The organism is Litoreibacter meonggei (assembly GCF_003663885.1).
Classification (GTDB): Bacteria; Pseudomonadota; Alphaproteobacteria; order Rhodobacterales; family Rhodobacteraceae; genus Litoreibacter; species Litoreibacter meonggei.
In genome coordinates this window covers 129,894-147,714 of the sequence record NZ_RCCE01000002.1, presented here as the reverse complement: position 1 = coordinate 147,714, position 17,821 = coordinate 129,894, and the positions used below count along the sequence as shown (strand labels likewise).

The window sequence follows — 17,821 nt, the reverse complement described above, 5'->3', positions numbered from 1 at the left end:
GAGTTGCGATCTGCCTCGACCGAGGGCATGACGCAGGAAGGAGCGCGGGGGAACGGGCTGGCGCGCGGCGATGCGTTTTGAGCCAATCCTTGCGATCAAAGGCGGGCCGCGCCAGCGGCGACTGGCCGATGCAACGGTGCGCGGTCCGGCACGGCGGCGGATTGCCGAAGCGGGCGAGCGGCATGCGGGAGTGTTGAGGGAAGGGCGGCTAGTCGTCCTTCAGCAGCCGGTCGGCTTTCTTGCGGACCAGCACCGTGCGCAGGTCGTGCATTGCCAGCAGCAGCGCGTCGGTGACCTCGTCCAATTGGTCCTCCTCGGCGCGGGTTTGTGCCCAGTGGGTGGTCAAGTTGAGGTAGTCAATCGCGCGGTAGATGTCGTCGATTTCGCGGGTGGAAAGCACGGCAGTGCGTTCCTCCATCCAATCGTTGATAACCTCTAACTCGTCAGCGCTTAGCTCGTGGTCGCCGTGCGGTCTGATCTGGCCGTTGCGGATGTTGACCACCGCGATTTCGGACATCTCAATGCGCCGTTGGCGGTTCTCGGTATCGACCCGAAATACGGTTGCCCCGTTGTCGCGCACACGAAAATAAAACTCTGGAAGCTCGGCTGACATCTGCTCGGTTTAACCCGCCTTGTTGGTTTGGTCGACGCTAGCACAGGGTAGGGCATTGAGGAAACAGGGATTTAAGCGGCAAATTCCCCGTTAGGGGCTGAACGCAGGTCCTCCCAATTTGAAAGGCTGTAGCGGCGTCTGCAGTGCTTGTAATACAAGCCCATAAACAGCCCAAAGAAGACTCCGGCGGTCACGGATGAAAAGAGCATCACACTTACGGGCATGTTTTGTGGACCCCAAGTGCTGGCATACATGATGAGACCCCAGAATGTGCCGAAAAACACACCTTGTCCCAAGTCTGCCCGCCAGAAGGGAAGATAGTGGGGCAGGCGCGGATGCAGGCCCAAGCTGCGCATTGCCCAAATATAGGGCGGCTGGGCGTTGGAGCGCCAGATGCCTGCCACCTCAAGCTCTGACAGGGCGGCGTCAAAACGGGTTTCGTAGTCGGACATAGGGGCCTCCGCTTTGGTTCGGAAAGTATCTTGCGACGGCGATTGCAGCAGGGCAAGCGCGGGGGACACACCCAACGGCGGCATCAGCGAAGATTGGCCGCAGGGACGGCACTGGAAGTTTGACCAAGGCTCCGCTTTGCTGGTGCTGACAAGTATTGCCAGAGTAGCGACGCGGGCGATGGTAAGGATCAGGCTGAACCGGATCACGGCACGAAGTTTCTGCGTTACGCTTTGATCGGAGTTCTTTGCATCGCGCTGGCCAAGCACCCGTGACGGATTTTTCTTCAAACTTGTGGCCAAATGGGGCTTGGTGGTCGTCGCCTTGCCGGCATATTTTTCCTGCCTCGCCGTGCCTGTGCCGACCTCTGCCGTGATGCTGGCGGGGGGCGCATTTGCCGCTGCGGGGGATCAGGTGCTGCGGCAGGCGGTCTCGGTCGCCTATGTGTGGCCTTGGCGGGGGACCAGACGGGGTTCCAGCTGGGCCGGCTTGCTGACATCGGTGGTCGTGCTGTTGTGGCGGCGATTGCGCTGGTGCAATTGGGGAGGAAGCGGTGAGGGGGTTTAGATAGGCCGCTAACGAGATGTTCGACGACGCAAGGCGTCGGTGGGCGAATGTCGAAGGTCTGCTTTGCGGGACTTAGTTGCCGTTCGCCACGAGTTGATCAGTGTCCGCTTTGAGCTTTGTCTGACCGCCTCCCACCAATTCCAAAATTGGTTTTGGCCAACGCGCGCGGTCGTCAAATGCGTGCTTTTAGGCTCTTATCCTGTGAAAGGAAATTGCATAGTGTTGGAGGATGGCCCAGTTGGAATCAGTGGAATACTCATTGTTTTGGGAAGCAATGTCAGGCGCATTGGTCGTTGAGGTTCTGCTAGAAGAGATGGGATTGCCTTACTCCCTGAAACCCGTTGACATGGCAGCAGGCGAACATCGTTCCAAAGCTTACCTGAAAATCAATCCAACAGGACAAGTTCCAGCACTTTCATTTCCAGATGGAACAATCATTGGTGAGAGCGCGGCAATTGTTTTGAGCTTGGGGGATAGGCATCCAGAGACAGGCTATATCCCACGTCCCAATGGGCGGGAGCGTCCAGTCTTTCTGCGCTGGCTTATTTTCATGGCAGCCAGTCCCTACATGACGTTTGTGCAGCTCAATCATCCCGAACGTTTTATCGATGACACCGCTGCCCACGACGCACTTGTCGATAACGCACGCTGCCGTCTTCTCACGCAGTTTGATGCCATAGATTCCGCAATCTCCGGATCACCGTTCTTTCTGCCGAGTGGTGTCACTGCACTAGACTTCTATGCTTTTATGTTGGTCATTTTTTTTCCTGAAAGAGAGCGCCTGTTGGTGGATCGACCCAAGCTGCACGACCTCTTCATTGCCGTTTCTGAACGTCAGACCGTTCAAAAGGTCATACAAATGCACAAAGCTTAAGTCTGCTCTTCGTGCTGTCGAAGGCGGTCACGGCTATCGCGGCGTATTTCGTCGGTCACAATGGTTGGTTCGTCGAACACTTGGGGTTTATCTGACACCCCTTCAGATAGCCAATAGTGACCATCAAAAACCTCAAAACCTGCAGGTAGAACTGTTCCCTTGGGCGCGCTGCTTAGAAAGAAATGTAGCGAGTTTTCTGCTGTGCGTTGGAACCAATCCGTTTCTTCAAACGTCCCCGAGAAAACGCCAACAATGTCGGGGAAACGTTCAAATAGCATATGTGTTTTGGTGCCGCATTTGCGGCAAAAGTGAATGTAAATTATCTTGCCGCTGCCAGCACTTTGGTGCTGGTAGACTTCCGGCTTTCCTCTAACTTGATCAAAATTTGCTTCATCGAAGATTGTCTCAACAAGGTAAGCACTTCCAGTCGCGCGCTGGCAGAAATTGCAATGACAATTGATAATGTCTTTGGGTTCGCTGGTCACTTGAAACTTCAAGGCACCACATAAACATTGACCTGACTGCATGCCTTACCCCAACCCACTGAGAGAATTTTCCGCCCGCAATAGCCCAATCTCCCTACCGCAATCATTACGTATAAAAATCGGGACTGTCACACTCTGCATGTAACTATGAAAGCCGACCTTCGCGCAAGCCTCAGCATCAGTTACTAAGGGCTCGAAGCTGCCGTTCAACTCAGAGAGAGACCGCGCCCGCCGGGCGCGGTCGCTGGTATAGTTACTTTAGCGCCGCGCAGAAGGTCTGGATGCGGGTGCAGGCCTCTTTGAGATTCTCGTCCGAGGTCGCATAGCTGACGCGGAAGTTGGGGGAGAGACCAAAGGCGGCCCCGAAGACGACGGCGACGCCGTGCTCCTCAAGTAGGGCGGTGGCGAAGGTTTCGTCATCCTCGATCTTGGTGCCTGCGGCGGTGGTCTTGCCGATACAGCCCGCGATGGACGGGTACACGTAGAACGCGCCTTCCGGCGTTGGGCAGGCGATGCCTTCGGCGGCGTTCAGCATCTCCACCACCATATTGCGGCGGCGCACGAATTTCTCGTTGTTTGGTGCGAGGAAGTCCTGCGTGCCGTTCAACGCCTCGACCGCCGCCCATTGGCTGATAGAGCAGGGGTTGGAGGTGGATTGGGATTGCACCTTGCGCATCGCCCCGATCAGCTTTTCTGGGCCAGCGGCATAGCCGATGCGCCAGCCGGTCATGGCGTAAGCCTTGGAGACGCCGTTGACGGTTAGCGTGCGGTCATACAGGGCGGGTTCGACCTGCGCGGGGGTGCAGAACTTGAAATCGTCATAAGCGAGGTGTTCGTACATGTCGTCCGACATCACCCAGACATGCGGGTGGCGCATCAGCACGTCGGTCAGCTCTTTCAGCTCGTCCCACGAATAGCCCGCGCCGGTGGGGTTGGAGGGCGAGTTAAAGATCAGCCATTTGGTCTTGTCGGTGATTGCGGCTTCCAGCTGGTCGGCGGTGAGCTTGAAGTTGGTTTGCAGCGACGCTTCAGCAATGACCGGCGTGCCGCCTGCCAACAGCACCATGTCGGGATAGCTGACCCAATAGGGGGCGGGGATCACGACCTCGTCGCCCTCGTTCAGCGTGGCCATCAGGGCGTTATAGAGGATCTGCTTGCCGCCGGTGCCGACGCTGACCTGCGAGGGCGTGTAGTCCAGCCCGTTGTCCCGCTTGAACTTCGCGCAGATCGCCTCTTTCAGCTCTTGGATGCCGTCGGGGGCGGTGTATTTGGTTTTACCAGCATGGATCGCGGCGATGGCCGCATCCTTGATATTGTCTGGCGTGTCGAAATCCGGCTCGCCTGCACCAAGGCCGATCACGTCCTTGCCAGCGCGCTTCAGCTCCGCGGCTTTTTGGGTCACCGCAATGGTGGGCGACGGTTTTACGCGGGAAAGGGTCTCGGAAAGGAAGGACATGTGACGCCTCGTCAGGTTGAACAATGGACATGAGGGTCTTACGGATAGGCCCGAACGCAATCAAGCGATAACGCCCTTGCAAGGAGCCAGAAATGGACGACCCCGAAATGTATTTCAGCAACGAGAACGCCACATTTGGAGACCGTGTCGCCGCCGCACGCGAGGCGCAAGGGCTGACACAGGAACACCTCGCCAAGAAACTGGGCGTGAAACTGAAGACAATTCGCGGCTGGGAAGATGACGTGGACGAGCCGCGCGCGAACCGCTTGTCGATGATGTCGGGGATGCTGAATGTGTCCATGCGCTGGCTCCTGACGGCGGAAGGCGAAGGTCTGGACGCGCCTGTGGGCGAGGTGGACTTGTCGGGTGACGTTAAGGGCATCCTGCTGGAAATGCGCCGTACCAAGGCAGAGTTCGCCCGACTGGCGGATCATCTGGGGCGGCTGGAAAAGCGCCTGGGCAAATTGCTGCGGACACCGGAATGAAAGAGTTGGGGCCAAAGGGCGAGCCGCGAGAGACCAAGCTTCGGCGGCTCAAACTGCGCTCTATGCGGCGCGGGATCAAGGAAATGGATTTGATCCTTGGCGGGTTTGCAAGCAATGGGCTGGATGGGCTGTCCGATGCCGATCTGGCGCTCTATGACGAGATGCTGAGCGAGAGCGACCATGATATGTATCAGTGGGCGTCCGGGCAGGCGGCCGCACCGGAGCGGTTCGCGGGGCTGATTGCGCAAGCGGTTAACGGATCGAAGATCTTTTAGCGAAGATTTTCGCGCATTTAACCGTTTATTGGTGATTCTCCGACTATTCCGGCTGTGCGAGCACCCGCAGTCGGAGAACGAAATATGAGTATGCACAACCCCGTTGCCAGCCCACAGGCTCGCATGTTTATGACCGGATATCTGGAAAGCCTTGCCTTGGTGGAACGGTTGCACCGGCTTTTGCTGGACGTGATCAAGGACGAGTTTGAACGGTTGGGCGTCCTAGACATCAACTCGGTCCAAGCGCTGCTGTTGTTCAACATCGGCGAGAACGAAGTGACCGCAGGCGAGTTGAAATCGCGCGGCTACTATCAGGGATCGAATGTGTCTTACAACCTCAAGAAGCTGGTGGAGATGGGCTATATGCACCACCAGAGGTGTGAGATTGACCGGCGATCGGTGCGCGTACGGCTGACGGAAAAGGGGCGTGCGGTGCGCAATCATGTGACCGACCTGTTCGAGCGTCACGCAATTGGTCTGGAAGAAAACGGCATCCTCGGCAATGACGGGATTGATACCATCAACCATTCGCTGCACCGGATGGAGCGGTATTGGTCAGATCAGATCAGATATATCTATTGAGATGAAATCAACGGGATTTCGCAGCATTGCGGCGTGCCTCGATCTCGGCGAGGCGGGTGAGTGCGCGGCGCGATTGCCAGACGGACAACGCGACAAGGCCGATCAGGATCACGATGCTGATGGCATAGGCGGACAGCACGGTGTCGGCGTATTTTCCAAGATCGGGCATGATGCGTCCTTTGCGGGCCTGCGGTTAGCTAAGACGTTCGCGCGCGACCAAGGCGCCGGCGCGGCGGATACGGATTTCGGTGCGGGTGCGCAGCAAAACCAGCGCAAGGAACAAAAGCACGAATCCGGCTATTGAGACCAGCAGCGGCAGGTAGAAAACGTCGGCGACGTTCTCCTCCTTGTCCAGCGAAAGGGACGCGCCTTGGTGCAGACCTTGGTTCCAGAAGTTGACCGCATAACGCGATAGCAACGCGAAGACTGAGCCGACGAGGCAGAGGACCGAGGTGAGGTCGGCGGCGGTATCGGGATTCTCGATCGCGGCCCAAAGCGCCATATAGCCGAGGTAGAACAGGAACAGGATCAGGAAAGAGGTCAGGCGCGGATCCCACGCCCAATAGGTGCCCCACATAGGCTGGCCCCAGATCGCGCCGGTGATCAGCGCAATCACTGTCATAGTCAGCCCAATCGGTGCCGCAGCCTTGGCTGCGAGGGCGGAGACATGGTGGCGGCGGATGAGCCAGATCAGCGAGGTGACAAGCATCATCAGCCACGCATTGATCGCCATCAGGGCGCTGGGCACATGTAGGTAGATGATCTTGACGGTGGAGCCTTGGCGGTAGTCATCCGGGGTAAAGAAGAACCCCCAGATCAGGCCAATGACCAGACACAGCAAAGACAACACAGCCACCGTTGGCAACAGCTTGCCAGATGTCTGCATGAAGCGGGTCGGATTTGCGTATTCCCAGATCGACATGGGCTACTGTTATGGGATGCTTTCGTGCGGGGCAATGGGATTTGCGGCGGGCCATATGTCACATTCGCGCGTGTTCTATCGCAGGTTCATCCGCAGGGCGGCGGCGGAGGCGAAGGGCAGCAGCGCCGCGCAGCCTGCAGTGATGGCTGCAAGGAAGAGTAGGGCGGTGGTGGCGGGCAGGCCTTCGGCACCACGACGCACGGCCTCGGCCCCGAAAATAAGCGTTGGCATGTAGAGCGGCAGCACCAGCAGCGAGACCAGCAACCCACCGCGTTTCAGGCCGACAGTCAGGGCCGCGCCGAAAGTGCCGAGCATGGAGAGCGCAGGGGTGCCGAGTGCCAGCGAGGCCACCAACCAGAAGGTTGCGCCGCTTGGCATGCTGAGCAGAACGCCAAGGAATGGGGCGGCAATTGTTAGCGGCAAACCGGTGGTGAGCCAATGGGAGAGGGCCTTGAGTGTTGCGGCCGCCTCCAGCGGGAGGGGTGCTGTGGCGAGCAGGTCTAGCGTGCCGTCCTCGTAGTCGAGCTGGAAGATGCGGTCGAGTGACAGCAGGCAGGACAACAGCGCTCCGACCCATAGGATGCCGGGGGCGATGCGCGACAGGATGTCGGAGTTTGGCCCGACGCCGAAGGGGACCAGCACCACGAGGATCAGGAAAAACGCAAGGCCAAGGCCGAAGCCGCCGCCTGCACGGATCGCAAGTCTAAGGTCGCGGCGGAGGAGGGCGATCATAGGAACGCCTCGTCCAGAAAGGGGTCATCCGACGGGGCGTCTTGCAAGATTGCGCGATAGGGCGAGAGGTCGAGCGTGCGCGCGGAGGGCAAGCCGAGGTCGATATGGGTGGCCAAGATGGCGGAGCCGCCTGCTGCCATATGTGCAGTGATCGCGGCGGCGAAGCGGGCGACGTTTTCGGTATCGAGCGAGACCGTGGGTTCGTCCAGCGCCCAGATTGCGCGTCCGGTGAGCATCAGGCGCGACAGCGATAGGCGGCGTTTTTGACCAGCGGAGAGGTCTTGGGCGCGGCGCGTGAGCAGGCTTTCCAGATCGAAGGTTTCAACAGCGGGGGTGATATCGCGGGTGCCGAAGATATCGGCCCAGAATTGCAGGTTCTCTTCGACGCTTAACTGCGCCTTCAACCCGTCCGCATGGGCGGCGTAGGCGACATCCTCGGTCGAGAAGCCGAGCTTGCCCGAAACGGGTGGCGTCAGGCCCGCCAAACAGCGCAGCAGCGTGGTCTTTCCCGCACCGTTGGGCGCGCGTAAAATAAGCGCCTCCCCCGCGGCGACCTCGAAAGTTACGCCAGTGAGCACTGTCACCTCGCCACGTCGGCAGGCCAGATTTTCGACACCAAATTTCATCGAAACACGCCTAGCGCATCGGCTGCGTGGCGAAAACAGGTAAAAATGTATGCAATAGTATACAAAAAGCGCTTAAAGGACGTTATGCCCCCTTGATCGCCTGTGTTTCTTGGGGCAAGACGGCCATAGCAATTCCATTCTATGTCAATTTCGGGAGTCCCAGCTATGCCTATCGTCGTCGGACAAGACACCGCCAAGACCCGCCGCAGCTTAAGTGCCGGTGGCAAAACCTTCGCCTATTATTCGATCAAGGCGGCTGAAGAAGCTGGCCTCGGCGACTTCTCCAAACTGCCCGCCGCGCTGAAAGTGGTGCTGGAAAACATGCTTCGGTTTGAGGACGGCAAAACGGTTCACGTCGACGACATCAAGGCGTTCTCGGACTGGGCCAAGCAAGGCGGCAAGAACCCCAAGGAAATCGCATATCGCCCCGCCCGTATCCTGCTGCAAGACTTCACCGGCGTGCCTGCCGTGGTCGACCTGGCTGCGATGCGCGACGGGTTGAAAAACCTTGGTGGCGACCCTGAAAAGATTAACCCGCTGAACCCTGTTGATCTGGTCATTGACCACTCGGTCATGATCGACGAGTTCGGCAACCCGCGCGCGTTCCAGATGAACGTCGACCGCGAATACGAGCGCAACATGGAGCGCTATACCTTCCTGAAATGGGGTCAGTCCGCGTTTAACAACTTCCGCGTTGTGCCGCCCGGCACCGGCATCTGTCACCAGGTTAACCTTGAGTATCTGTCCAAGACCGTTTGGTCCGACAAGGACCAAAGCGGCGAGATGGTGGCCTATCCCGATACGCTTGTCGGCACCGACAGCCACACCACCATGGTCAACGGCGCGGCTGTTTTGGGCTGGGGCGTTGGCGGCATTGAGGCCGAGGCCGCGATGCTGGGCCAGCCGATTTCCATGCTGATCCCTGAAGTTGTCGGCTTCGAGCTGACGGGGGCCATGGTCGAAGGCACCACCGGCACTGACCTTGTGCTGAAAGTCGTTGAAATGCTGCGCGAGAAGGGCGTGGTCGGCAAGTTCGTGGAATTCTACGGCAAAGGCCTCGACAATCTGCCACTGGCCGACCGTGCGACGATTGCCAACATGGCGCCGGAATACGGCGCGACCTGTGGCTTCTTCCCGATTGATAACGAGACGCTGCGCTACCTCACCAATACCGGCCGCGAGGAAGAGACCATCGCGCTGGTTGAAGCCTATGCCAAGGAAAACGGCTTCTGGCGCGGTGCGGATTACGCGCCGATCTACACGGATACCTTGAGCCTTGATATGAGCACCATCGTACCTGCTATTTCCGGCCCGAAGCGCCCGCAGGACTACATTGCGCTTGATCAAGCGGCAAAAGCATTCGGCGAGTACATCAAAGGCCAGCGTCCCGAGAAAAGCGCACCGACAGACGAGAAGAAAGAATGGACGGGCGAGGGCGGACAACCGGCTCCTGCGCACATCCCGGGAGATGTAGGGCACCACAAATCCCTTGCCGTTAAAGGTCAGGATTACCGCCTGCATGACGGCTCCATCGTGATTGCGTCGATCACGTCCTGCACCAACACCTCGAACCCTTATGTGATGATCGGGGCGGGGCTTGTGGCACGCAAGGCGCGTGCGCTGGGTCTGACCCGCAAGCCTTGGGTGAAAACCTCGCTGGCGCCCGGGTCTCAGGTGGTTTCGGCCTATCTGGAAGCCGCAAACCTGCAAGAGGATCTGGATGCCATCGGCTTCAACCTTGTCGGCTACGGCTGCACCACCTGTATCGGCAACTCCGGCCCCATCGCGCCGGAACTGTCCGAAGCCGTCAACGAGGGCGACCTGATCGCAACCTCTGTTTTGTCGGGCAACCGCAACTTCGAGGGGCGCATCAGTCCCGACGTGCGTGCGAACTACCTCGCCTCGCCGCCGCTGGTTGTGGCCTACGCACTGGCTGGCGACATGAATATCGACATCGCGAAAGACCCGCTGGGCCAAGACAAGGACGGCAATGACGTCTACCTGAAAGACATCTGGCCAACCTCCAAGGAAGTCGCGGATCTGGTCGAGCAAACCGTCACCCGCGAAGCCTTCCGTGAAAAATATGCGGACGTGTTCAAAGGCGACGACAAATGGCAGGGCGTGGAGACGACGGACAGCCTGACCTATGACTGGCCTGCGACGTCCACCTATGTGCAGAACCCGCCTTACTTCCAAGACATGTCGGCAGAGCCGGGCGTGATCGCGGACGTGAAAGGGGCCAAGGTTCTGGCCGTTCTGGGCGACATGATCACGACGGACCACATCTCCCCTGCGGGCTCTTTCGCGCAAAGCAGCCCTGCGGGTCAGTACCTGATCGAGCGTCAAGTGGCCCCGCGCGAGTTCAACTCTTACGGCTCGCGTCGCGGTAACCACGAGATCATGATGCGCGGCACCTTCGCCAACATCCGCATCAAGAACGAGATGCTGGACGGCGTCGAAGGTGGCTACACCAAAGGGCCGGACGGCGAGCAAGCGTCGATCTTTGACGCGGCGATGGCGTATCAGGAGCAAGGCACACCGCTGGTCGTCTTCGGGGGCGAGCAATACGGCGCTGGTTCCTCGCGTGACTGGGCTGCCAAAGGCACTGCACTTCTGGGCGTCAAAGCCGTGATCGCGGAAACCTTCGAGCGTATTCACCGCTCCAACCTTGTTGGTATGGGTGTGATCCCGTTCGAATTCACCGGTGGCGACAGCCGCAAATCGCTGGGTCTGACCGGCGAGGAAACGGTGAACATCACCGGTCTTGAGGGCGATCTGAAGCCGCTATCCGACGTGCCTTGCGAAATCACCATGGCGGATGGCACGGTAAAAAACATCACGTTGAAATGCCGGATCGATACAGCGATCGAGAAGGAATACATCGAGCATGGTGGTGTTCTGCACTACGTGCTACGTGACTTGGCTGTGGCCTAAATTTAAAATCTGACCAAGATTTGGCCCGCTGCGATAACCTCGTGGCGGGCCTTTTATTGCATATGGCGCTTTGCCTTCGGTGGGGCCGACGGTAGTGTCGTTACATGAACAAATTTCCTGACCTTCCGCCGCTCTGGATGCTTGGCTTCATCTGCCTAAGCTGGGTCGGAGCGATGCTATTGCCCGCCCGTTTGAACATCGCCCTATTGAGCATTGTTGGCTGGGGACTGTTTGCCGTTGGCCTTGTGCTGATAGGCTGGTCAGCCTTTTGGTTTTGGCGTCGCAACACCACCATCGAGCCGCACCACGTTCCTAAAACACTGATTGTCGAGGGTCCGTACCAGCTGTCGCGCAACCCGATTTACCTTGGCATGGCAACGATACTGGCCGGCGTGATTGTCTGGCTTGGCCAGCTGTTGTGTCTCGCGTTGGTCCCGCTGTTTATCATGGTCATGAACCGCCGTTTTATAATCCCCGAGGAGGCGACGCTTCGTGCGACCTTTGGCGACGAGGCCGAGATATACCTGCAAGCGACGCGGCGGTGGCTCTGACGCATTGCTCGCAAAGGCTTGATTGGCGTGTGGGGTAGTGACACCCTAAGTTAGAGAAAGACCCTTATGGAACACAGAGATTGACATGATCAAACGCCTGACTGCCGCAGCAATTGCCTCTTTAACACTGGCATCCGCATTTCCCGCCTATGCGGGTGGGCCGGTTGTGGTGGAATTGTTCACCTCTCAAGGATGTTCCTCCTGCCCACCGGCTGATGCGTTGCTGGGCGAATTGGCGGATCGCGATGACGTGATCGCCCTGAGCCTGCACGTGGATTATTGGGATTACCTTGGCTGGGTCGACGAGTTCGCGAGTCCCGCCAATACAGAGCGTCAACGCGGCTATGCCCGTGCGTCGCAAAGCACCATGATCTACACGCCGCAGATGGTGATTGCCGGTACTGACGAGATTGTCGGAACCAAGGCCATGCAGCTAGCCAAGCATATTGATCGTCACAAGAACATGGCAGAGACGGTGGCGCTGAAACTGACCCGCGATGCCAGCGGGACTCTCCAGATAAAGGCACGGCGGACGGGCGATGTGCCCAGTAAAATGTTGATTCAGGTTGCGCGCTACATCCGAGAGCAGAAGGTGAGCATTCGCTCTGGCGAGAATGCCGGCAAGGACGTCACCTATCACAACGTGGTAGAGAGTTTGGTTTCTATTGGCGATTGGAACGGGGATGCTGATCTGAGCATTGAAGCCGAGGCGCCAGGGGATCATCCGGCGGTAGTGTTTATTCAGGACGGATCGTTTGGCCCCATCTTGGCAGCCGCGCGGATTGACTGACGGACCTCCGCCTGTTCGGGTTTCCAGCGGCGGTGAATCCAGAACCATTGATCCATGTGCTGACGCGCCAAGGCCTCTAAGGAGTCGTTGAGGGTCTGCGTCATTTCCTTGGCTGTCGAGTGCTCGATGGGCGCTTCGCAGACCACCTCGAAATCCAAGCCGTTCGGCTGGCGTATTCCGTAGACGGGTATTACCAAAGCCTTGTATTTCAATGCCAATTCAGCTGCGGACAGCGCGGTGGGCGCGGGTTTGCCGAAGAAGGTCAGATCCTCGCCGTCCCACATGTATTGATCCACCAGAAACCCCGCCATGCCACCGGAGCGCAGGAACTTGATCAACCCCGCCAAACCCTGACGCCCGCGTGGAAAAACCGGCGTGCCGACCTTGCTGATGGCGGCGACGTAGTGGGGGTTGAAATAGGCGTTGTTCATCTCGCGGTAGAGCGCGCCGACGTTGAAGCCCGCTGCGATGAGCGCCGCACGGGGGGCGTCGTAATTGCCGAAATGGCCGGTGACGAGGACGACGGGGCGACCTTCCGCGTGGGCTTCGTGCAGTGCCTCTACGCCCGCGCCGGTCAGCGGGGCGTGTTTGAAGCGGTCGGTGAAACCTGCGCCGGAATATATCTCGATCAGCGTGCGGCCTGCGTTGTCGGGGACTGCACGGACGAGATGCCTCACCTCGGCCTCAGGCAGGTCGGGGCAGACATAGGCAAGGTTTTCCCGCACCCGTTTGGAATAGCCCGCCAAGGGGGCAACGACGCGCGAGACGATCCAGCCCGCCATGGGCACGCGCCAGCGATAGGGCACCAGCAGCGCCAGCCCGATAATGGCGCGGATCACCAGATAGGTGACGTATTCGCCCGCGCCGCGACGCCCTTGTGCTGTGCTGCCTAGTGCCATGTGTTAGCTGGTTTTAACCCGTGTTTCACGGTGCCAGACATAAAGCCCGGCCCCGACGATAACAAGCGCCCCGATATAGACCGGCCCGTCGGGATAGTTGTTGAAGAACACCACGCCCCAGACGCTGGAGAAGATCAGCGCCACATAGGTGAACGGTGCAAGAACAGACGCGGGGGCCATGGACAGCGCGCGGATCAGCAGCAATTGCCCGATGGTGCCAAGCAGGCCGACGCCCAGCATGTAGGGCAGGTCGGAGGCCTCCAGCGGCTGCCAGAAGAAAGGCACCATCACGCAGAGAACCAGCGTGGCGACGGTGCCGGTGTAGAAAAGCGAGGTCCAGACGTCTTCACCCCGACCCGCGTAGCGTGTGGCAAGCGCATAGGTCGAATAACAGACCACGCCGCCCAAGGTGAACAGGGCATAGGGGGTGAAGGCTTCGGTGCCGGGGCGCAGTACGATCATGGCACCGATGAGAGCGATCGCCGCCGCTGCTGCGCGACGTATCCCGAAGGTCTCCCCAAGGAAAATCGCGGCGCCCACCATGATAAAAATCGGGGCGATTTGCATGAGAGCGGTGGTCTCGATCAACGACATTTTTTTGAAACCGACGAAGAAAAATCCGGTTGTGGCCAGCAGCACGATGGCGCGGAAGACCTGTAGGCCTAGGCGCTCTGTGTGGATGACGGAGCGCAGGCGCGGCGACACGATCAGCGTGACCAGCACCATCTGCACCGTGTAGCGTGCCCACAGGGTCTGCACAGTGTCGACGCGGGTGGAGAGCGCCTTGGCGCAGACATCCATCAGCGTAAACATAAGCGTGGCCGCGAGCATCAGGGCGATGCCCCGCGCGACGTTGTTTTCCACCATCAGGGCGATTTAGGCAGGCCGGTGCCGATCATGCTGTCGCGGGTGACGAGTTCTGCCAGTTGCTCGGCGGTCATCTCATCGGTGCCTTCGGGGCGGGCGGGCAGCACGATATAGCGCATGTCAGCGGTGCTGTCGTGGACGCGCAGGGTAATGTTTGCGGGCAGGTCCACGCCAAACTCGCGCAGGACGGCACGCGGCTCGCGCACCGCGCGGGAGCGATACTCGCGGGTTTTGTACCAGTCGGGCGGCAGGCCCAGCAGATTGCGCGGGTAGCACGAGCAGAGCGTGCAGACGATCAGGTTATGTGTGTCGATGGTGTTCTCGACGGCGACCAGATGCATCGGGCCAATGTCGAAGCCCATTTCGCGGGCGGCGTCGGAGCCGTTAGCCAGCAGGCGTTTCTTGAAGTCGGGATCAGTCCATGCACGGGCCACCACTGCGGCCCCGTTCGCGGGGGAGCGATCATCCATCGCGTCGATCTGCGCTTGGATTTGTGCGGGCGTCAGCTCGCCCTTTTCAACCATTAACTCGCGGATGGCGATTTCCATGGTTTGCCAGTAAGTTAGTTGGCCATCATTGTCCTTTCGGTAAGGGTGGCCGGACGCGGACAGGTGGTCATGGTCGTGATGATCATGGGGCATTTTGGTCGATCCAGTGTTCGTAGATTTCGGCGTCCAGCGTGTCTTGCGGGGCTTCTGCGTTGGGCCAGATATGACCCATCTCAAAGCGGACACGGTAGAGCGTGCGGGTGGGCGCGGGGACCATGTAGGCCAGTTGCTCGGGGTTCTTGAAAGGGCCAAGGACGCGTTCGACGACACCGGTTTTGCCGCGCAGATAATGCGGCGTGCGGATGTGGCCCAAGGGGGACATGGTCTTGATGCGGACCGTGGAGCCAGGCGTTAGGGTCACGACTGCACCGCGCCGTAGGTGTCGCCGCGGGCCTTGATTTCTTCCATCTTGGTGCCGAGTTCTTCCAGCGAATAAACGCCCGCCTCGATCAGGTTCTGGTTCAGCGACGCAACCCAGCGTTCGTAGTAGGTCATGCTCTCGAACGCTTGCTCGCCCATGTCCTCCAGCGCGCGGCGCAGGCCGTCGACGGTGAAATGTCCGCGTTGCTGGCCAAGGATCACCAGCGCATCGACGCGTTTTTCCCAGATGGCAAAGTCGTGGCCGTCCATCGGGACGGGACCGGCGGCGTCGCCGCCCATGTCGTGCCAGCGGTGTTCGGGGTTTTCCATGCTCTAGCCTTTCGCTAATGCGTCGATCTGGGGGCCAAGCTGCGGCATCGGAAAGCCGGCGTCAGCAAGTGTGTCGAGGATTTTAGCAGTCGGCTGCGTGCCTGCGACTGCCAAGGCCCAGACAATGGCAGACCGAGTGCCGGAAGCGCAATAGGCGAGCGCCTTGCCGTCGATCTTCTGTGCCTCGACATTGTCCATGGTGAGTTGGCCCATGACCACGGGGTTATCCACAAAGGTTAATCCTGCGGCTGTGACCACCTCCGCAATCTCGTCGGGTTTGTCGCCGGGGGCGCTTTCTGCCGATGGTCGATTACAGATGACGTGGGTGAAGCCTTCGGCCCTGATGGCCTCCATATCCGAGACATGGATTTGTGGCGATACGGCGAAGTCGGGGGAGAGTGTGCGAATGTCCATGAGTACCAATTACTGTGGGTTACGGGGTGCGTCTAGCGTTGAGCGAAGCGTTCTTTGAGGAATGCCTGCATTGCTGCAAACGCGCGGTCGTTTGATGAGGCTGCGTAGGCCATACCCGCCTCGGGGCTTTGCGCGGCAGGGTTGGTGAAGGCGTGGCTGGTATGGCCGAAGGCCAGCATCTGCCAGTCGTCGCAATATTCGGTCAGTTCTTTGGCAAGACCAACTGCCTGATCGGGCGTGGCGAGCGGGTCATCCCAGCCATGCAGTACCAGCACGGAGGTGTTCATTTTAGAGCAGCCGGAAGGCGGCGCGTCGAAGATGCCGTGGAACGGGACGACACCAGCCAGCGTCGCGCCGGAGCGGGCGAGGTCCAACACGGCCTTGCCGCCGAAGCAGAAGCCAATGGCCGCGATGTTCGATTTGTCCGCGTCGGGCAGAGCGCGTGCGGTGTCCAAGGCGGCTTGCATTCTGACCAATAGCGTCGTGCGGTCGTTTTGCAAGACGTGCATCATCTCGGTGGCCTGCGCCTCGTCGCGAGCGGTGCGACCTTCGCCGTAATAATCCACCGCGAAGCCGATATAGCCCAAGCCTGCCAGCCAGTCAGCCTTGCCCCGCGCGAAATCGTCCAGACCGCCGAAAGCGGGGGTGACGATGACGACGGGATGCGGGCCTGCACCCTTGGGATAGGCGACATAGCCTATGCAGGTGGTATCTTCTGCCGTGTAGCGAAGTTCGGACATCAAACTTTCTCCTGCGTGTATTTGCGAAGTTCTGCGCGGGCGACTTGGCGACGGTGCACGGCGTCGGGGCCGTCTGCCAGGCGCAGAGTGCGCAGATGCGCCCATTGGCGGGCGAGGGGGGTGTCTTGGGAAATACCCTGCGCGCCGAACATTTGCACGGCTTGGTCGGTAATTTCCAACGCAATGCGCGGGGCCTCGACCTTGATCTGGCTGATCCACGGGGCGGCGGCACGGGCGTCGCCTTGGTCCATCATCCATGCGGCTTTCAGGCAGAGCAGGCGGGCCTGCTCTATCTGCGTGCGGGCATTGGCGATATAGTCGTAATTGCCGCCCAACTGAGCAAGCGGCTTGCCGAACGCCTCGCGTGACAGCGAGCGGCGGATCATCAGCGCCAACGCCTTTTCGGCCATGCCGATGGCGCGCATGCAGTGGTGGATGCGACCGGGGCCAAGGCGGCCTTGGGAAATTTCGAAGCCGCGCCCTTCGCCCAAAAGCATGTTTTCAGCGGGGACGCGGACATCGGTGAAGCGGATATGCATGTGGCCGTGCGGCGCCTCGTCATCGCCGTAGACCTCCATCGCGCGGAGCTTTTCTATGCCTTTCGTATCCGAGGGGACGACGATCATGGAATGCTGCGCATGTTTCGGCCCATCCCGAACTGTGCGCACCATGACGATATAGACCGCGCAGCGCGGATCGCCCGCGCCGGTAGCCCACCATTTCTCGCCGTTCAAGACGTAGTCGTCGCCGTCACGCACGCAGGACAGCGCAATGTTGGTCGCATCGGAGGAGGCGACATCGGGTTCCGTCATCAGGTAGGCGGAACGGATTTCGCCAGCTAGCAACGGGGCAAGCCAGCGGTCTTTCATTGCGTCGGAGCCGTATTTCTCGAACACCTCCATGTTGCCGGTGTCGGGGGCGTTGCAGTTGAAGGTTTCGGGGGCGAGGTGGGCCTTGCCCATCTCCTCGGCCAAATAGGCGTATTCGACGGTGGATAGCGCATGACCTGTGGCAGGCGACCACAGGTTCCACAGGCCCGCAGCCTTGGCCTTGGCTTTTAGCCCTTCGACGATCTCACTTTGGCGCGGGGTGAATTCCCAGCGATCACCAACTTCGACTTCGGCGAAATATTCTGCGTCCAAGGGGGCGATTTCGTCGCGCACCATCTCTGCCACCGCGTCGCGAATGGGGTTCAGTCGTGGGCTGATCCCTAAGTCCATAATGTGCCTCCTTGTCGTTGTTGCGAGGGTCGGCGGCAGAGCGGCGCTTGTCAATCGCGCAAAGCGGGGTAATGTCGGTGTTATGGGCGGGACCACAGATT

The 17,821-nt window shown here is 59.5% G+C and carries 24 protein-coding genes; 8 read left to right on the top strand and 16 right to left on the bottom strand.

Annotated features, from left to right (window positions below):
- Positions 1–208: 208 nt before the first annotated feature.
- Together BCF46_RS05465 and BCF46_RS05460 are read right to left on the bottom strand one after the other, a co-directional pair.
- The gene (locus tag BCF46_RS05465; RefSeq protein ID WP_121022560.1) at positions 209–613 is read right to left on the bottom strand and encodes a hypothetical protein; all 405 of its coding nucleotides are present in this window, start codon (positions 611–613) and stop codon (positions 209–211) included.
- A gap of 71 nt (positions 614–684) precedes the next feature.
- On the bottom strand, positions 685–1,353 hold the full coding sequence (locus BCF46_RS05460; RefSeq protein WP_121022558.1) for a DUF6404 family protein: 669 nt from the start codon (positions 1,351–1,353) through the stop codon (positions 685–687).
- A 4-nt stretch (positions 1,354–1,357) separates the two neighbouring features.
- On the opposite strand from BCF46_RS05460, the gene BCF46_RS05455 reads away from it, so the two are divergent.
- Both BCF46_RS05455 and BCF46_RS05450 read left to right on the top strand, forming a co-directional pair.
- A complete protein-coding gene (locus BCF46_RS05455) occupies positions 1,358–1,630 on the top strand; it encodes a hypothetical protein (protein ID WP_121022556.1) in 273 nt (90 codons plus the stop codon).
- Positions 1,631–1,859: 229 nt separating this feature from the next.
- Positions 1,860–2,504 carry a glutathione S-transferase family protein gene (locus BCF46_RS05450; protein WP_121022554.1) on the top strand — a complete coding sequence of 215 codons (645 nt, stop codon included), beginning with the start codon at positions 1,860–1,862 and terminating at the stop codon, positions 2,502–2,504.
- Here the strand turns inward: BCF46_RS05450 and BCF46_RS05445 are convergent.
- Complete coding sequence (locus tag BCF46_RS05445) at positions 2,501–3,031, bottom strand: GFA family protein (protein ID WP_121022552.1); 531 nt, start codon at positions 3,029–3,031, stop codon at positions 2,501–2,503. The genes BCF46_RS05450 and BCF46_RS05445 overlap by 4 nt on opposite strands.
- 211 nt (positions 3,032–3,242) lie before the next feature.
- The gene (locus tag BCF46_RS05440; RefSeq protein WP_073140631.1) at positions 3,243–4,445 is read right to left on the bottom strand and encodes a pyridoxal phosphate-dependent aminotransferase; all 1,203 of its coding nucleotides are present in this window, start codon (positions 4,443–4,445) and stop codon (positions 3,243–3,245) included.
- A 92-nt stretch (positions 4,446–4,537) separates the two neighbouring features.
- Here BCF46_RS05440 and BCF46_RS05435 point away from each other — a divergent pair, with 92 nt between their 5' ends.
- From BCF46_RS05435 to BCF46_RS05425, 3 genes are all read left to right on the top strand, one after another.
- Positions 4,538–4,930, top strand: coding sequence for a helix-turn-helix domain-containing protein (locus tag BCF46_RS05435; protein ID WP_121022550.1), 393 nt, complete (start codon positions 4,538–4,540; stop codon positions 4,928–4,930).
- Positions 4,927–5,205 carry a succinate dehydrogenase assembly factor 2 gene (locus tag BCF46_RS05430; protein WP_121022548.1) on the top strand — a complete coding sequence of 93 codons (279 nt, stop codon included), beginning with the start codon at positions 4,927–4,929 and terminating at the stop codon, positions 5,203–5,205. Before BCF46_RS05435 ends, BCF46_RS05430 begins: the two co-directional genes overlap by 4 nt.
- Before the next feature lie 84 nt (positions 5,206–5,289).
- Entirely contained in the window at positions 5,290–5,787 is a 498-nt protein-coding gene (locus tag BCF46_RS05425) for a MarR family winged helix-turn-helix transcriptional regulator (protein WP_121022546.1), read from the top strand.
- 7 nt (positions 5,788–5,794) lie between these two features.
- On the opposite strand, the gene ccmD is transcribed toward BCF46_RS05425, so the two are convergent.
- The 4 genes from ccmD to ccmA all read right to left on the bottom strand — a co-directional run bounded on the left by ccmD (position 5,795) and on the right by ccmA (position 8,067).
- Complete coding sequence (ccmD, locus tag BCF46_RS05420; protein ID WP_425454411.1) at positions 5,795–5,956, bottom strand: heme exporter protein CcmD; 162 nt, start codon at positions 5,954–5,956, stop codon at positions 5,795–5,797.
- A gap of 24 nt (positions 5,957–5,980) precedes the next feature.
- Entirely contained in the window at positions 5,981–6,709 is a 729-nt protein-coding gene (locus BCF46_RS05415) for a heme ABC transporter permease (RefSeq protein ID WP_121022542.1), read from the bottom strand.
- A gap of 75 nt (positions 6,710–6,784) precedes the next feature.
- Positions 6,785–7,441 (bottom strand): heme exporter protein CcmB, encoded by a 657-nt coding sequence (gene ccmB / locus BCF46_RS05410; protein ID WP_121022540.1) that lies wholly within the window; start codon positions 7,439–7,441, stop codon positions 6,785–6,787.
- Positions 7,438–8,067 (bottom strand): heme ABC exporter ATP-binding protein CcmA, encoded by a 630-nt coding sequence (gene ccmA / locus BCF46_RS05405; RefSeq protein ID WP_121022538.1) that lies wholly within the window; start codon positions 8,065–8,067, stop codon positions 7,438–7,440. The genes ccmB and ccmA overlap by 4 nt, the downstream gene beginning before the upstream one ends.
- Before the next feature lie 165 nt (positions 8,068–8,232).
- Here ccmA and acnA point away from each other — a divergent pair, with 165 nt between their 5' ends.
- The 3 genes from acnA to BCF46_RS05390 all read left to right on the top strand — a co-directional run bounded on the left by acnA (position 8,233) and on the right by BCF46_RS05390 (position 12,342).
- On the top strand, positions 8,233–11,001 hold the full coding sequence (gene acnA / locus BCF46_RS05400; RefSeq protein WP_121022536.1) for an aconitate hydratase AcnA: 2,769 nt from the start codon (positions 8,233–8,235) through the stop codon (positions 10,999–11,001).
- A gap of 104 nt (positions 11,002–11,105) precedes the next feature.
- Positions 11,106–11,552 carry a methyltransferase family protein gene (locus BCF46_RS05395; RefSeq protein WP_121022533.1) on the top strand — a complete coding sequence of 149 codons (447 nt, stop codon included), beginning with the start codon at positions 11,106–11,108 and terminating at the stop codon, positions 11,550–11,552.
- Between the two features lie 85 nt (positions 11,553–11,637).
- Positions 11,638–12,342 (top strand): DUF1223 domain-containing protein, encoded by a 705-nt coding sequence (locus BCF46_RS05390; protein ID WP_121022531.1) that lies wholly within the window; start codon positions 11,638–11,640, stop codon positions 12,340–12,342.
- Here the strand turns inward: BCF46_RS05390 and BCF46_RS05385 are convergent.
- Genes BCF46_RS05385 through BCF46_RS05350 form a run of 8 tightly spaced genes read right to left on the bottom strand, consistent with a single transcriptional unit; the run spans position 12,294 to position 17,720 of the window.
- A complete protein-coding gene (locus BCF46_RS05385; RefSeq protein ID WP_121022529.1) occupies positions 12,294–13,241 on the bottom strand; it encodes a lysophospholipid acyltransferase family protein in 948 nt (315 codons plus the stop codon). The genes BCF46_RS05390 and BCF46_RS05385 overlap by 49 nt on opposite strands.
- A 3-nt stretch (positions 13,242–13,244) precedes the next feature.
- A complete protein-coding gene (locus tag BCF46_RS05380; RefSeq protein ID WP_121022527.1) occupies positions 13,245–14,108 on the bottom strand; it encodes a DMT family transporter in 864 nt (287 codons plus the stop codon).
- The gene (nthA, locus tag BCF46_RS05375; RefSeq protein ID WP_121022525.1) at positions 14,108–14,749 is read right to left on the bottom strand and encodes a nitrile hydratase subunit alpha; all 642 of its coding nucleotides are present in this window, start codon (positions 14,747–14,749) and stop codon (positions 14,108–14,110) included. The genes BCF46_RS05380 and nthA overlap by 1 nt, the downstream gene beginning before the upstream one ends.
- Positions 14,739–15,017, bottom strand: a complete 279-nt coding sequence (locus BCF46_RS20070) for an SH3-like domain-containing protein (protein WP_281272086.1) — start codon at positions 15,015–15,017, stop codon at positions 14,739–14,741. Before BCF46_RS20070 ends, nthA begins: the two co-directional genes overlap by 11 nt.
- Positions 15,014–15,346 carry an SH3-like domain-containing protein gene (locus BCF46_RS20065; protein ID WP_281272085.1) on the bottom strand — a complete coding sequence of 111 codons (333 nt, stop codon included), beginning with the start codon at positions 15,344–15,346 and terminating at the stop codon, positions 15,014–15,016. The genes BCF46_RS20070 and BCF46_RS20065 overlap by 4 nt, the downstream gene beginning before the upstream one ends.
- A 3-nt stretch (positions 15,347–15,349) precedes the next feature.
- Entirely contained in the window at positions 15,350–15,760 is a 411-nt protein-coding gene (locus tag BCF46_RS05360; protein WP_121022523.1) for a protein tyrosine phosphatase family protein, read from the bottom strand.
- Between the two features lie 32 nt (positions 15,761–15,792).
- Positions 15,793–16,500, bottom strand: a complete 708-nt coding sequence (locus BCF46_RS05355) for a dienelactone hydrolase family protein (RefSeq protein WP_121022521.1) — start codon at positions 16,498–16,500, stop codon at positions 15,793–15,795.
- Positions 16,500–17,720, bottom strand: coding sequence for an acyl-CoA dehydrogenase family protein (locus BCF46_RS05350; protein ID WP_121022519.1), 1,221 nt, complete (start codon positions 17,718–17,720; stop codon positions 16,500–16,502). Before BCF46_RS05350 ends, BCF46_RS05355 begins: the two co-directional genes overlap by 1 nt.
- Between the last annotated feature and the right edge of the window lie 101 nt (positions 17,721–17,821).

Coding starts and splice junctions, on each gene's coding strand:
- BCF46_RS05465 (WP_121022560.1), bottom strand. CDS start 613: ATGTCAGCCGAGCTTCCAGAGTTTTATTTTCGTGTGCGCGACAACGGG.
- BCF46_RS05450 (WP_121022554.1), top strand. CDS start 1,860: ATGGCCCAGTTGGAATCAGTGGAATACTCATTGTTTTGGGAAGCAATG.
- BCF46_RS05445 (WP_121022552.1), bottom strand. CDS start 3,031: ATGCAGTCAGGTCAATGTTTATGTGGTGCCTTGAAGTTTCAAGTGACC.
- BCF46_RS05440 (WP_073140631.1), bottom strand. CDS start 4,445: ATGTCCTTCCTTTCCGAGACCCTTTCCCGCGTAAAACCGTCGCCCACC.
- BCF46_RS05435 (WP_121022550.1), top strand. CDS start 4,538: ATGGACGACCCCGAAATGTATTTCAGCAACGAGAACGCCACATTTGGA.
- BCF46_RS05430 (WP_121022548.1), top strand. CDS start 4,927: ATGAAAGAGTTGGGGCCAAAGGGCGAGCCGCGAGAGACCAAGCTTCGG.
- BCF46_RS05425 (WP_121022546.1), top strand. CDS start 5,290: ATGAGTATGCACAACCCCGTTGCCAGCCCACAGGCTCGCATGTTTATG.
- ccmD (WP_425454411.1), bottom strand. CDS start 5,956: ATGCCCGATCTTGGAAAATACGCCGACACCGTGCTGTCCGCCTATGCC.
- BCF46_RS05415 (WP_121022542.1), bottom strand. CDS start 6,709: ATGTCGATCTGGGAATACGCAAATCCGACCCGCTTCATGCAGACATCT.
- ccmB (WP_121022540.1), bottom strand. CDS start 7,441: ATGATCGCCCTCCTCCGCCGCGACCTTAGACTTGCGATCCGTGCAGGC.
- ccmA (WP_121022538.1), bottom strand. CDS start 8,067: ATGAAATTTGGTGTCGAAAATCTGGCCTGCCGACGTGGCGAGGTGACA.
- acnA (WP_121022536.1), top strand. CDS start 8,233: ATGCCTATCGTCGTCGGACAAGACACCGCCAAGACCCGCCGCAGCTTA.
- BCF46_RS05395 (WP_121022533.1), top strand. CDS start 11,106: ATGAACAAATTTCCTGACCTTCCGCCGCTCTGGATGCTTGGCTTCATC.
- BCF46_RS05390 (WP_121022531.1), top strand. CDS start 11,638: ATGATCAAACGCCTGACTGCCGCAGCAATTGCCTCTTTAACACTGGCA.
- BCF46_RS05385 (WP_121022529.1), bottom strand. CDS start 13,241: ATGGCACTAGGCAGCACAGCACAAGGGCGTCGCGGCGCGGGCGAATAC.
- BCF46_RS05380 (WP_121022527.1), bottom strand. CDS start 14,108: ATGGTGGAAAACAACGTCGCGCGGGGCATCGCCCTGATGCTCGCGGCC.
- nthA (WP_121022525.1), bottom strand. CDS start 14,749: ATGCCCCATGATCATCACGACCATGACCACCTGTCCGCGTCCGGCCAC.
- BCF46_RS20065 (WP_281272085.1), bottom strand. CDS start 15,346: ATGGAAAACCCCGAACACCGCTGGCACGACATGGGCGGCGACGCCGCC.
- BCF46_RS05360 (WP_121022523.1), bottom strand. CDS start 15,760: ATGGACATTCGCACACTCTCCCCCGACTTCGCCGTATCGCCACAAATC.
- BCF46_RS05355 (WP_121022521.1), bottom strand. CDS start 16,500: ATGTCCGAACTTCGCTACACGGCAGAAGATACCACCTGCATAGGCTAT.
- BCF46_RS05350 (WP_121022519.1), bottom strand. CDS start 17,720: ATGGACTTAGGGATCAGCCCACGACTGAACCCCATTCGCGACGCGGTG.